Source organism: Mesorhizobium ventifaucium (assembly GCF_935822925.1).
Lineage (GTDB): Bacteria > Pseudomonadota > Alphaproteobacteria > Rhizobiales > Rhizobiaceae > Mesorhizobium > Mesorhizobium ventifaucium.
This window is the reverse complement of sequence record NZ_CAKXZS010000003.1, coordinates 126,002-138,560: the sequence shown is the minus strand read 5'-3', so window position 1 is coordinate 138,560 and position 12,559 is coordinate 126,002. Positions and strand designations below refer to the sequence as shown.

Here is a 12,559-nt window from a genome sequence, read left to right as displayed (position 1 = left end):
AGAGCAGCGATTTTGTTTTGAGCCCTTGCCATGGCTGTTATTTTCAAATTGGCACGGCGCTTGCTTTGTACATTTCCACAAGAAGCCCATCGCGCTTTTGACGCGATGCCAAAAGAACGAAGGAACGGAGGAAGCAGGTCACGTCCGCTTCGATACGCCCATCGCATATGCGGTTGGCGCCGCGGTCCCTGCCAGACGCCTCGAGAACCTTTGCCACGATCCACTTGAATGGCCGGACCATGAGTCGCGCCTGAACGCGCAACCCTTTGTCGCGCCGTTCGCACTCTCACTAGCGGTGCTGTGCACCGCTTCATGCCGGGGTCAAGGGACCTGCGGCTCAAACCTGGTGGAGGCTTATGACCATGACGTCTCTGACGCTCAACAAGATCACCTCGCAACGAGGAATTTCCGTCGGCGAGGCAACCAAGAAGATCGCCGATCTCGGCTGGAATCCTTCCTACGTTCAGGAAGCGATGACGTTTCCGACGGACTACAAGATCAACAAGACACCGCGCGACCCGATGAAACAGGTCCTGCGGTCCTACTTCCCGATGCAGGAAGAGAAGGACAACCGGGTCTACGGCGCACTGGATGCGGCGCTGCGCGGCGACATGTTCCGCAATGTGGAACCGCGCTGGGTCGAGTGGATGAAGCTCTTCCTGGCCATCATTCCGTTCCCGGAAATTTCCGCCGCCCGCTCGATGGCGATGGTCGCCCGCATCGCGCCCGGCGAGGAACTCCGGACCGGCTTCACCATGCAGATGATCGACGAGTTCCGTCATTCGACGATCCAGATGAATCTGAAGAAATGGTACATGGAGAATTATATCGATCCGGCTGGCTTCGACATCACCGAGGAAGCCTTCGGCAAATGCTACGCTACGACCATCGGCCGGCAGTTCGCGGAAGGCTTCATCACCGGCGACACCATGACTGCCGCCTGCATGTATTTGACTGTGGTCGCCGAGACCGCCTTCACCAACACGCTGTTTGTCGCCATGCCTTCGGAAGCCGCCCGCAACGGCGACTATGCGCTGCCGACCGTCTTCCTGTCTGTGCAGTCCGACGAGAGCCGGCACATCGGCAATGGCCACTCACTTCTGATGGCAGCGCTCAAGGAGCCGGAAAATCACCTCTTGCTCGAGCGCGACCTGCGTTATGCCTTCTGGCAGAACCACGCGATCGTCGATGCGGCGATCGGCACCTTCATCGAATACGGCACCACCAACCGCGACAAGAACAAGGAGTCGTACGCGGAAATGTGGCACCGCTGGATCTATGAGGACTACTACCGCACCTACATGCTGCCGCTCGAAAAATACGGCATCAAGGTCCATCACGACGACGTCCAGGCGGCCTGGGAACGCATCACCAAGAAGAACTACGTCCACAAGGTCGGACAGTTCTTCGCGGTCGGCTGGCCGGTCAACTTCTGGCGCATCGAAGCGCAGACCGACAAGGACTTCGAGTGGTTCGAGCACAAGTATCCGGGCTGGTACGCCGAGTTCGGCGACTTCTGGAAATGGTACGCCAAGCTCAGCCACAAGGGCGAGAAGGTGCTGCTGTTCAATAGCGACGTCGGCTACGTCTATCCACACCGCTGCTGGTCCTGTCTCGTTCCCTGCCTGATCCGCGAGGATATGGTTGTCGGCGAGATCGACGGGCAGCTGCACACCTTCGCCCACGAACTCGACAAGTGGACTGCCACCGTGGCCTTCGCCGACGAGTATCAGGGCCGTCCGACCCCCGCCATGGGCCGCTTCAGCGGCAAGCGCGAGTGGGAGACGCTCTATGACGGCTGGGATCTGGCCGACGCCATCAAGGACCTGAACTTCGTCCGCTCCGACGGCAAGACGCTCGTCCCGCAGCCGCATATGCGCTTCGACGACAAGGAGATGTGGACGCTGGACGACGTGCGCGGCAACACGCTCGGATCGCCGCTCAACGCGCTGCGTGCCATGTCGCCTGCGGACCGTGAGAAGCACCTGGCGGAATACCGGGCCGGCTTCACGATCAATCCCTGCAACTGATCAGGCCAAAAGGGGGCGGGTTCGTCCCGCCTTCTTTTTACTGGAGGTCCGTATGTCGGAAACCCACACGGTCAGGCTCAGCCCAGTCGGCGTCGAATTCGATGTCGAGCATGGCGAAACGGTACTCAACGCCGCTTTCCGCCAGGGCATCGCCCTGCCGCACGGCTGCAAGGAAGGGCAATGCTCGGCCTGCAAGAGCGTGTTGCTCGATGGCGAAGTCGACATGCTCAAATACTCGACCTTCGCGCTGAACGACATGGAGAAGGAGAGCGGGCACGTCCTTTTGTGCCGCTGCATCGCCTACTCCGACCTGGAAGTCGAGCTTCTCAACTATGACGAGGAGATTTTGGCGAAAGCGATCGCCGTGAAGACGTTCAAGGGCCGGATTGCTCTGATCGAGCACCTGACCCATGACATTCGCGGCATCGAGATCGAACTCGGCTCGCCGATAAAGTTCTGGGCGGGGCAATATGTCGACATCACGGTTACCACGCAAAAAGGGGAGACGATTACGCGCTCGTTCTCCATGGCAAATACGCCGGACCAAACCCAAAAACTCTCCTTCATCATCAAAAAATACGCTGAGGGAAAGTTCTCCGGAGAACTCGATTCCGGAGGCATCAAGGCCGGAGCCGAAGTCACCGTCGTCGGACCCTACGGAACCTGTTTCCGACGCGACGAACGGCAAGGACCCCTGATCCTGGTCGGCGCCGGATCGGGCATGTCACCGATTTGGTCGATCCTTAACGACCATCTGAAGAGCGGTGAGAAACGTCCGGTCTATTTCTTCTACGGTGCCAGAACGCGCAACGACCTGTTCTATCTCGACAGGATCGCCGAGCTGATCGGCCAGCATTCGGATGTCACTTTCATTCCCGTGCTGTCGCACGCGACGGATGACGCCGAATGGGAAGGCGAACGGGGTTTCGTACACCAAAGTGTCGACGCCAAGCTCAAGCAACTGGCGGTCGATGGGCAGGGCGATGTTCATGCCTGCGGCCCGCCACCGATGATCGATGCGCTTCAACCGGTTCTGTTCATGAACGGGTTTGAGACGGAGCGGATCTTCTTCGACAAGTTCACCACATCGGCAGGTGTTACGCCGGCCCACTGAGGGGGCGGCCACGCAACTGCAACCACAACTGCAGCAAGGGAGTGAAGACTATGCCAGCTATCTCGAGTTCAGTCGGATCCGGAGCCGCCGGCGCGGCGATCTTTGCCGATTCCGACAGCCGGAAATACCGGTATTTCGATCCGAAGGGCCAGCGCGCCACACACTATGAGGACATGACAGTCGACGTGCAGCCTGACCCGGAGCGTTACCTGATCCAGGACTGGATCATCTCCTTTGCCGACGGCAAGGGCGCTTATGTCAAGCAGAACACCGCTGCGCAGAGCTCCAACTGGCATGCCTTTCGCGCCCCCGATCAGGAGTGGGAACGCACGCACTATCAGCGCCAGTCGAAGATCGAGACGATGGTGCAGAGCGTCATCAACAATGCCCGCAAGTCGGGGGCGCCCAAGACCTTCGACAAGGCCTGGGTCAAGGTTCTGCAGACGCAGCTCGGCGCCTGGAAACACGCCGAATTCGGGCTCGGCACTTCGCTGATGCAGGCGCAGCGCTACGGCTACACCCAGATGATCAACAACGCCACGCTGACCAACTCGTCCTACAAGCTGCGGCTTGCGCAGGACATCACACTCTATCTTGCCGAGATTGGCATGGACCTTCCCGGCTGGGACGACGAACTTGGCAAGAAGGCATGGCTCGAGGACAACAACTGGCAAGGTACCCGCGAAGCAGTCGAAACAATCATGGGTGCGACCGACTATCTCGAACAGTATTTCGCCATCAACATCGTCTTCGAACCGCTGGTTGGGGAAGTATTCCGCTCAGGCTTCCTGATGCAGATCGCTGCCGCCAACCATGACTTCATCACGCCTGCAGTGATCTCGGCAGCCGAGGCCGACTACGAGCGCAACCTCGCAAACACGATCGACCTCATGCACATGCTCGCCAACGACGAAAAGCATGGCGCGGCGAACAAGAAGCTCTTCCAGGGCTGGGTCAAGAAGCACGGCGCGCTCGCCGACAAGGCAGCCACCGGCCTGCAGCCGATCTGGTCGATGCCGCATTCCAAGCCGGTCGCTTTCGCCGATGTCCGCGCCAAATCCGAGGAACGGATTGGGCAGATCCTCGGCGAACTTGGCCTCAAGCGCTGACATAGGGAGAGACAGTCATGTCAACTGCAGCACGCGACGCATCGCAATCCAACATCTTCAGGTCGATGAAGGATATCACCTTCGAACAGACGATTTCGCATCAGTGCGGCGTCACCATGAACGACTCGGTCGAGGCCAGAGCCATCGCCGAATTTATGGGCCTGAAGCCGAACGTGATCGTAACCTACCAGCCGGCGATGATCCGGATCGATGGTACCGGCAAGCTGATCTTCAAGATGGATGAAATCAGCGAATATCTCGGCCGCGAGATGACGGCGGAAACCTTCGAGGTCAACAGCTCCACCCACTACGGGAGGATGGTGCGCATCGACGACAACACTGTGATCTTGTTCGGCAACATGGACGAGATGTTCGAATACATCGAATAGACGCCAAGAAAATCAGGCGCGCCGCCTGGCTGCGGCGCGCCAAACGATCAACGCCCATCTTGTGGAGGTAGGAATGTTTAGAACACCGGAAGGCAAGGATATTTTCGTGGTCGATGGCCACACCCATTTCTGGGACGGCAGCGCGGAAAACCAGAAGAATATTCACGGCAAGCAGTTCATCGACTGCTTCTATGCCTATCATACCGGGCTCAGCCCCAAGGAACAGCTGTGGGAGAAGAGCAAGTTCGAGAAGTACTCGGCCGACGATCTCTATCGCGATCTGTTCATCGATGGTCCCGACGATGTGGCAATCGTCCAGTCGACCTATCTCAAGGACTTCTACAAGAACGGCTTCAACACGATCGAGCGCAACGCCGAGGTGGCCAAGCTCTATCCCGAGCGTTTCATCGTCAATGGGGCCTTCGATCCGCGCGATGGTGAAAAGGCGCTTGAGTACATCCACTTCCTCAAGGAGACATACGACGTCAAGGGCGTGAAGATGTACACGGCCGAATGGAACGGCGCCTCCAAGGGCTGGAAGCTCACCGACCCTGATGCCTACAAATGCTTCGAACTCTGCGACAAGCTCGGCATCAGGAACATCCACGTCCACAAGGGCCCGACGATCCTGCCGCTCAGCAAGGATGCGTTCGACGTCCATGACGTCGATCACGCGGCGACGGATTTCCAGGGCCTCAACTGGATCATCGAGCATTGCGGCCTGCCGCGCCTCGACGATTTCTGCTGGATCGCGACGCAGGAAACCAACGTTTACGGTGGACTTGCGGTAGCGCTGCCCTTCATCCATTCCCGCCCGCGCTATTTCGGCGAAGTCATCGCCGAACTGCTCTTCTGGCTCGGGCCGGAGAAGATCCTGTTCGGTTCCGACTACGCGATCTGGACGCCGCGCTGGCTGGTGGAGAAATTCTGGGCCTATCAGATCCCCGACGACATCGCTGCCGAACGCGGAGTGCAACTCACCGACGAGATCAAGGAGAAGATCCTCGGCCTCAACGCCGCGCGTCTTTACGACATCGATATCGATGCCAAGACGAAGGCACTCGCGGGCTCCGCCTTCAGCATCGCAGCGGAGTAGTCACGATGGGCGCCGCCAGAATACCAAGCCGCCAGGCAGAAGTCTGGCGGCGGCTAACCGAGGTCAATGACCCGGAACTCGACGAACCTATTACCGAGATGGGCTTTGTCGAGCGGGCCGAGGTTACGAGCGATGGCAGCGTGGAGATAGATTTCCGCCTGCCGACCTACTGGTGCTCGCCCAACTTCGCGTTCCTGATGCTGGACGGCGTCCGCAAGGCGCTCGACCAGCTCTCCTGGGCGCCGGCCTATCGCGTCAAGCTGCACGACCACATGTTCGCGGAAGAGGTCAATCGCGGCATGGAAGCCGGCAAGACATTCGCCGATATTTTCGTCGAACTTGCCGAGGATCAGGATCTGGGCGCTTTGCGCGAAACCTTCAGGATGAAGGCATTCAAGCGGCGCCAGGAGGCGGTCCTGCGCGGCCTTCGGCAGCATGGTCTGACAGACCGGGAAATCCTCGATATGGACCTGCCGGCATACGACGTCGCACGGTTCGAACCGGGCGAGGCGGCCAAACAGAAGCCGAGATACAGGGCGGCCCTGCTCGAGCGCTTCCCCGACCGCCAGGCCGATGATCCTGTCTTCGTGACCTGGGACGGGCAACGCATCCCGCCTGGCGCTCTCGGTGCCCATCTCGCCGAACTGCGCGTTGTGCGCGTCAATATGGAGTTCAACGGCGCGCTGTGTCGTGGTCTCAAGCAGACCAGATACAAGGAACTGGATGTGATCGAGGGCGAACCGACGCTGGTCGATTTCATCATGGACCGCGTGCCGGCGCGAGCCGCGCCGACCGCCTGAAGCAGAGCTGAAGCAACGGCCTCCCTCGCACGAGGCCCCTAACCAACAACCCGCCCGTAAGGCGGAAGGAGGAATCATGCCCAAAATAATGCTTCACAATTCCGAGGCCCGCCGTGCTCTCGCCCGTGGCGTCTTTCGGCTGGCCGCTGCCGTCGAGCCGACGCTCGGCCCCAAAGGCATGAACGCCATGATCGACCGGCCGATCGGTACGCCGATGGTGACCCGCGACGGCGTCAGCATCGCCTCTGAGATTGAGCTGCACGACCGTTTCGAAAACATGGGCGCGCAGGTGGTCCGCGAGGTGTCGATGCAGACCAACGAGGTGGCCGGCGACGGTACCACGACTGCCATCGTGCTCGCCAACGCCCTCATCCAGGGCGGTGTGGAGGCGAATGAACGCGGCGTGAAATCCGTCGATCTGTGCAAGGGTATCGACCTTGCCGTGGCGGCGGTGGTGGCGGCGCTCAAGGCCTCGGCCAAGCCGGCAAAGGGCAACGGCATCCTGGCTTCGGTCGCCAACATCGCCGCGACCGACACCAAGCTTGGCGCGCTGGTGGCGGAAGCCCATCAGCGCGTGGGAGCCGAAGGGGTCATCACCACGGACTTCAGCGTCACCACCGAGACCACGCTCGATGTGGTCGAGGGCATGTCTTTCGAACGCGGTTATCTCTCTCACCACATGGTGACCGACCAGGAGAAGATGGAGGCAGTTCTCGAACGGCCCTACATCCTGTTGACCGATCTCAAGATCAAGGAGCCCGGGGCGCTGGATGCGGCTCGCCGCATTGCCGACGAGGATGGTCGGCCGTTACTGATCGTGTCCGAAGAAATGTCGCCGGAAGTCGTGGTGACGCTGCTCGGCAAACAGGGACCTGGAAAATACCTCGTCGTCCACCCGCCGGAATATGGCCATTGGCGCAAGGCGATGATGGAGGATCTGGCGATCATCACCGGCGGCAAGGTGATTGCGCGCGACCTCGGCGGCCAGCTGGAGGACATCACCGCCGATGATCTTGGAACGGCTGACCGGGTGAAGACAAGCTCGTCCTACACCTCGATCATCCGCGGCGGCGGCGACCATGCGGCAATCGAATCGCGCCGCGCCCAGGTGCAGCGGCAGTATGAAGCTTCGCCGCCGAACATCGACCAGGACAAGCTGCGCGAACGCCTGGCCAAGCTCTCCGGCGGCACGGCGATCCTTTATGCCGGCGGTGTCACGCCGGTCGAGCAGAAGCGAACGATCCAGCTGATCGAGGATTCGCTGAATGCGGTGCGCGCCGCATCCGAAGAGGGCGTGGTCGCCGGCGGCGGCTCGGCGCTTGCCCAGATAGCGCCGCTGCTCGACAAGGTGGCGGCCGGTGTCGACGGCGATGTCGCCGAAGGCGTGCGCCTGGTGCGGTCGGTGCTGTCGCGGCCGCTCTGGCGCATAGCCGCCAATGCCGGCGCCGATCCCGAAGCAGTCGTGGCGGAAGTTACGCGCATCAACGGCGGCTACGGCTACAACGCGTCTGCCGGCAGCTACCAGAACATGTTCGAGGCAGGGATCATCGATCCGGTGCGCGTCACCTACACGGCACTCGCCAACGCAGCTTCGGTGGCGACGCTGATCCTGACCACCGAAACGCTGATTGGCCATCTCGCCGAGGACGAGGACCCGACGGCCGGACCGGCTCGCGGCGGCGGCTCTGAAAAGCTCGGCCGCGCCTAAGCAATCCGAACAATCTCGACGTTGAAAGGATACGACGATGAAAGCTGCCAGACTGTACGAATACGACCCGCATATGAACGTCCAGCTCAGGATCGAGGAGGTCAAGGCGCCGACCATTACCGCTCCCGACGAGGTCGTCGTGCGAGTAGGTGCCGCCGGCCTCTGCCGCACCGACCTCCACATCATCGAGGGTGTGTGGAAGCCGACGATGGATCCAGAGGGCACGCTGCTGCCTTACATCATGGGCCACGAGAATGCAGGCTGGGTCGAGGAGGTCGGCAGCGGCGTCAGGTCGGTCAAGCGCGGTGACGCGGTGATCTGCCATCCCTTCCGCTCATGCGGCATCTGCCTCAACTGCCGGCACGGCGAGGACATGTATTGCGACAATGGCCAGTTCCCCGGTCTCGGGATGAATGGCGGCTTCGCCGAATATTTCATCACCAGCGAGCGCTCGCTGATCAAGCTGAACGCAAATGTCACGCCGATCGAGGTGGCGCCGCTTGCCGACGCCGGCATCACCGCTTATCGCGCCGCCAAGCGGGCGGCCAAACTGCTGCGACCGGGGAGCTACTGCGTGCTGCTCGGCATTGGCGGGCTTGGCCACATCGCGCTGCAATCGCTGCACGCGATCTCAGGCTGCCGCATCATCGCCGTTGATCGCGAACCGGCGGCGCGTGTGCTGGCCAAGGATCTGGGCGCCGATTTCGTCCTCGACGGCGGGCCGAATGTGGTGGAGGAGGTCAGCCAGATCACCGGCGGCGGAGCCCATGTGGTCATCGATTTCGTCGGCGAACTCGGCGTCGAGAACATTTGCTGGAAGATGGTGCGCAAGGGCGGCCAGCTGTTCGTCGTCGGCTATGGCGGCAACATCAACGTGCCGACCGCGCATCTCGTCATCGAGGAGATCAACATCGGCGGCAGCCTGGTCGGCAATTTCACTGAGCTTGTCGAGCTGATGGAGCTGAACGCCGATGGCAAGGTGAAGATGCACTACACCGAGTACAATCTCGCCAGCATCAACACCGCACTCGACGATTTCAAGAACCGGCGGTTCACCGGCCGCGGCGTTATCGTGCCGTGATCTATCCGGACCGGAGCCGCGCGGACGGGTGCGGTCCGGTCACCACTATCATCTAGCGGGAGATAGAGGGTCCAAGCCGCATCACCAAGATCGCGCCAGCTGTGGTGATTTCGCTGGCCTTGGCATGACTTCCCCCCACCCAGTGGCGCGAATGCTGCGGGGCTCTTTCGTCGCCAGTGACGGATTCTGATCCTAGAGGAAACCCCGCCGGATGCCGTATTGCTCGAGCTTGCGGTAGAGCGTTGGCCGGGAGATGCCGAGCCGTCGCGCGACCCGGCTGAGGTTGCCGCCTTCCACGGCCAAGGCGTTCTTCATTGCCTGGCGTTCGGCCTCGACGAGCGTGCCTCCATCCTGCGGGTTCGCTGCACTGCTGTCCGACCCGGCTCCCGACCCAGAGCCGGACGCGGTGATCTCCTCAGGAAGGTCATGAAGCCCAACATCACGGCCGCGCGTCAGGACATGCAGCCGCCCGATGAGGTTCTTCAGTTCGCGCACATTGCCCGGCCAATCATAGGCGAGCAGGGCATCGAGTGCTTCGTGCGAGAATTCCAGCAGGTCCTCGCCCGCCGCGGTGGCGATCTGCCGGTTGAAATGTTCGACCAGCAGCAGCACATCCTCGCCGCGCTCGCGCAGCGGTGGAACAGTGATCGAAACCGCGCCAATTCGATAGTAGAGATCGCGGCGGAATCGGCCTGCGTCAATTTCGTGCTTGAGATCGCGATTGGTCGAGGCGACCAGGCGCACATCCACCGGGCGGCCCCGGCTGTCGCCAATGCGGTTGACCACGCGCTCTTCCAGGACACGCAGCAGAAACGGCTGGATCTCGAGCGGCAATTCGCCGATCTCGTCGAGACTGAGGACGCCGCCATGGGCGAGCTCGAAAACCCCCGGTTTGCCTTCACGCGAGGCGCCGGTAAAGGCGCCGGCGACATGGCCGAACAACTCGCTGCCGAACAGGTCCCTGGTGATCGCCCCGCAATTCATGGCGATGAACGGATCGTTCGCCGTGCGCCGGGTGCCGGCATGGACAAGCCGCGCAAACAGCTCTTTCCCGACCCCTGTTTCACCTTCGACCAACAGCGATGTTACGCTACTCGACCGGGCGACGCGGCAGGCGACGTCGATGGCGGCATGCAGCGCTTCGCTTTCGCCGACGATCATGGCGACAGCATCCTGAAGATGCTTGTTCACTTCCCGGTGGACCACCGCCGCACTGGAGACTGCCGGCACGGAGGGGAACACCAGCGCCGCGCCGCGGAGGTCGCCATCGAGCTTGAGCGGGGTGATATGGCAGGATCGCAGATGGGCCGGCAGCGCCCTGGCAAGGTCGGCTTCGGAGCCGGAGGACGGAAGGTTCATCAGCCAGCGGCCACGGCCTGGCTCCATCGGGCCGTCCATCATCTCAGTGGCCTCGCCATCAGGCACATTGTTGCAGAAGATGGCACGACCGCGGTGGTCGACGATTACCAGCCCGTCTTTTCGGCGGTAGCCGGGAGCCGATGAAATGAAAGCTTCGAGCAGGCGCGTGCGCTGTTCCTGCTGCTGTTCGGCCAATGCCTTTTCGATCTGCCGGGCTGTCGCGGCGACGAGCGCGGTGTTGTGCGGCCTGAAGATCGGCGAATAGCCTGACAGGTCGACCACACCGATGATCTTGCCGTCGAGCGGGTCGCGAATCGGCGCGCCGGCGCAGGTCCAGGATTTGATGCCGGCGCAGAAATGCTCGGCCGCATGCACGAAAGTCGGCTCGCCGGTCCACAGCGCCGTACCGATGCCGTTCGTCCCGACGGCATCCTCGTTCCATTTCCCGCCGATGGCCAGGTGGATATCCATGCCGTCATGCAGCGTCTTCTTGTCGCCGATGGCGTCGATCAGCACGCCGTCGCTGTCGGCCAGAACCAGCATTGCGCCGGTCCCGTCCAGTAACTGGCCAAGCGATGCGAACGACCGCCGCGCCGCCGAAAGCAGTTCTGCATTGGCCCGGGTAAGATATTCGATTTCGTCGCGATCACTGCTCAGCGGCGCTTCAATTCCTTGAGCGTTGATGCCGCCGGTGGCACTGCGATACCAGGAATCGTGAATGAGGGAGCGGACGTGGCTTGGGTGGACAGGATCGCCGGCGCATTTGGGCTCGTCAGCCAGAAAACTTTCCCAGGCGCGCATGGTGGCACGCTCGTCATAGTCGATGTTGCTCAGAGCCATTTGGCCGGTGGCCAGCGAAGTACGCGCCGGAAGGGCATCGATCTTCATCTGATTGGGGGCTATCTCGCGTTTCATTCAGTCATCACAGAACCTTTGAGGCATGCCATTTCTGTATGATGTCGCGGTTGTAGGCTGCCGCGGAGTGGACGTGAGGAAGCACGCCCATGCCTGCCGCTCAGTCGATGCCAAGTTTCGCACCGATGTCGGCGGCAAGCTGCTCTTCGGTGTAGGTGGCGGCGAGGCGGGATCCGTCCAACTCGGCAAGCGCTTCGGCGACGGTTTCGTCGACCGGCGAGAAGAAGCCATTCTGCTTCGTCGCCAGAACGAAGATCTGGCCTCCGCTGCGGTTGCGGATATCGCCGATGTGATGAAGTTGGCGGCCCGTGTTCTGATCCTTCGAGATCACGCGGCCGTTCATGGTGACATGGATGGACGGTTTGGCTTCGGTCACAGGCGCGGCACTGCCGCCAACATGGATGATCAGACCTTCCGCCTTTGGTTGCTGTCGTGGCTTCCTGGAAGCTGAATAGCCGCCACCGCTGATCTGGTCGGCAAGTCGGACGATGGTCGAGCGGTTCTGCTCGATCAGTCTTTTGACTTGTGCGTCCTCGCGCCGCGGGCCATCCCGCTTGGAGATAATCTCGACCATGAATCCTCCCAGATTCGCTCCGCGTCGCCGTTTCTACGGCTCAATTCTTCTTTTGAGGTGAACCCTACACCGCCTCGGCGAAGTTCGCCATTCATATCAGATAGCGCCAAAATTTGCTTTGCTGGTAGCAGACGGCTGCTACACCGGGATTTCCGATATCGGACGTTTGAGTAATGCGCGCTCGTCAGGCTGCCTTGTTCGTCAAATTCCGAGGGTTTGCTGTCGAGTTGTTGCCTGTCGCGCACGTCACGCTTTCGCGGCTAGGCCTCGCCTCTACAGTTCGATCACCACGCCGAACGGGGCGAACGCCCGCTGCCATGCCGGCCTCGGCATGCCGCTTGGCTTCATTGAGGCGGCGGTGAAAGGCGAGAGGCTCGACTTGTG

10 protein-coding genes are annotated in these 12,559 nt (G+C 61.2%); 8 read left to right on the top strand and 2 right to left on the bottom strand.

Going from position 1 to position 12,559, the window contains the following annotated elements; genetic code table 11:
- The first annotated feature begins 356 nt into the window (after window positions 1–356).
- The 8 genes from NMG70_RS02540 to NMG70_RS02505 all read left to right on the top strand — a co-directional run bounded on the left by NMG70_RS02540 (window position 357) and on the right by NMG70_RS02505 (window position 9,327).
- The gene (locus tag NMG70_RS02540) at window positions 357–2,030 is read left to right on the top strand and encodes an aromatic/alkene/methane monooxygenase hydroxylase/oxygenase subunit alpha (protein WP_006206784.1); all 1,674 of its coding nucleotides are present in this window, start codon (window positions 357–359) and stop codon (window positions 2,028–2,030) included.
- 52 nt (window positions 2,031–2,082) lie between these two features.
- Entirely contained in the window at window positions 2,083–3,144 is a 1,062-nt protein-coding gene (locus NMG70_RS02535; protein WP_254023069.1) for an NADH:ubiquinone reductase (Na(+)-transporting) subunit F, read from the top strand.
- A gap of 50 nt (window positions 3,145–3,194) precedes the next feature.
- Window positions 3,195–4,253: an aromatic/alkene monooxygenase hydroxylase subunit beta gene (locus NMG70_RS02530; RefSeq protein WP_254023068.1), complete on the top strand. Its 1,059-nt coding sequence runs from the start codon at window positions 3,195–3,197 to the stop codon at window positions 4,251–4,253.
- A 17-nt stretch (window positions 4,254–4,270) separates the two neighbouring features.
- The gene (locus NMG70_RS02525; RefSeq protein ID WP_236388125.1) at window positions 4,271–4,642 is read left to right on the top strand and encodes an MmoB/DmpM family protein; all 372 of its coding nucleotides are present in this window, start codon (window positions 4,271–4,273) and stop codon (window positions 4,640–4,642) included.
- Window positions 4,643–4,715: 73 nt separating this feature from the next.
- Window positions 4,716–5,738: an amidohydrolase family protein gene (locus NMG70_RS02520; protein WP_254023067.1), complete on the top strand. Its 1,023-nt coding sequence runs from the start codon at window positions 4,716–4,718 to the stop codon at window positions 5,736–5,738.
- Window positions 5,739–5,743: 5 nt separating this feature from the next.
- The gene (locus tag NMG70_RS02515; protein ID WP_254023066.1) at window positions 5,744–6,538 is read left to right on the top strand and encodes an iron-sulfur cluster assembly protein; all 795 of its coding nucleotides are present in this window, start codon (window positions 5,744–5,746) and stop codon (window positions 6,536–6,538) included.
- Window positions 6,539–6,614: 76 nt separating this feature from the next.
- Window positions 6,615–8,246, top strand: coding sequence for a molecular chaperone GroEL (locus NMG70_RS02510; RefSeq protein ID WP_254023065.1), 1,632 nt, complete (start codon window positions 6,615–6,617; stop codon window positions 8,244–8,246).
- Between the two features lie 37 nt (window positions 8,247–8,283).
- The gene (locus tag NMG70_RS02505; protein ID WP_254023064.1) at window positions 8,284–9,327 is read left to right on the top strand and encodes an NAD(P)-dependent alcohol dehydrogenase; all 1,044 of its coding nucleotides are present in this window, start codon (window positions 8,284–8,286) and stop codon (window positions 9,325–9,327) included.
- 192 nt (window positions 9,328–9,519) lie between these two features.
- Here the strand turns inward: NMG70_RS02505 and NMG70_RS02500 are convergent, their stop codons facing one another.
- Both NMG70_RS02500 and NMG70_RS02495 read right to left on the bottom strand, forming a co-directional pair.
- Entirely contained in the window at window positions 9,520–11,601 is a 2,082-nt protein-coding gene (locus tag NMG70_RS02500; protein ID WP_254023063.1) for a sigma-54-dependent Fis family transcriptional regulator, read from the bottom strand.
- A 100-nt stretch (window positions 11,602–11,701) separates the two neighbouring features.
- Window positions 11,702–12,175 (bottom strand): hypothetical protein, encoded by a 474-nt coding sequence (locus NMG70_RS02495; protein WP_254023062.1) that lies wholly within the window; start codon window positions 12,173–12,175, stop codon window positions 11,702–11,704.
- Window positions 12,176–12,559: the final 384 nt, after the last annotated feature.

Coding starts and splice junctions, on each gene's coding strand:
- NMG70_RS02500 (WP_254023063.1), bottom strand. CDS start 11,601: ATGAAACGCGAGATAGCCCCCAATCAGATGAAGATCGATGCCCTTCCG.
- NMG70_RS02540 (WP_006206784.1), top strand. CDS start 357: ATGACCATGACGTCTCTGACGCTCAACAAGATCACCTCGCAACGAGGA.
- NMG70_RS02515 (WP_254023066.1), top strand. CDS start 5,744: ATGGGCGCCGCCAGAATACCAAGCCGCCAGGCAGAAGTCTGGCGGCGG.
- NMG70_RS02525 (WP_236388125.1), top strand. CDS start 4,271: ATGTCAACTGCAGCACGCGACGCATCGCAATCCAACATCTTCAGGTCG.
- NMG70_RS02535 (WP_254023069.1), top strand. CDS start 2,083: ATGTCGGAAACCCACACGGTCAGGCTCAGCCCAGTCGGCGTCGAATTC.
- NMG70_RS02520 (WP_254023067.1), top strand. CDS start 4,716: ATGTTTAGAACACCGGAAGGCAAGGATATTTTCGTGGTCGATGGCCAC.
- NMG70_RS02530 (WP_254023068.1), top strand. CDS start 3,195: ATGCCAGCTATCTCGAGTTCAGTCGGATCCGGAGCCGCCGGCGCGGCG.
- NMG70_RS02510 (WP_254023065.1), top strand. CDS start 6,615: ATGCCCAAAATAATGCTTCACAATTCCGAGGCCCGCCGTGCTCTCGCC.
- NMG70_RS02495 (WP_254023062.1), bottom strand. CDS start 12,175: ATGGTCGAGATTATCTCCAAGCGGGATGGCCCGCGGCGCGAGGACGCA.
- NMG70_RS02505 (WP_254023064.1), top strand. CDS start 8,284: ATGAAAGCTGCCAGACTGTACGAATACGACCCGCATATGAACGTCCAG.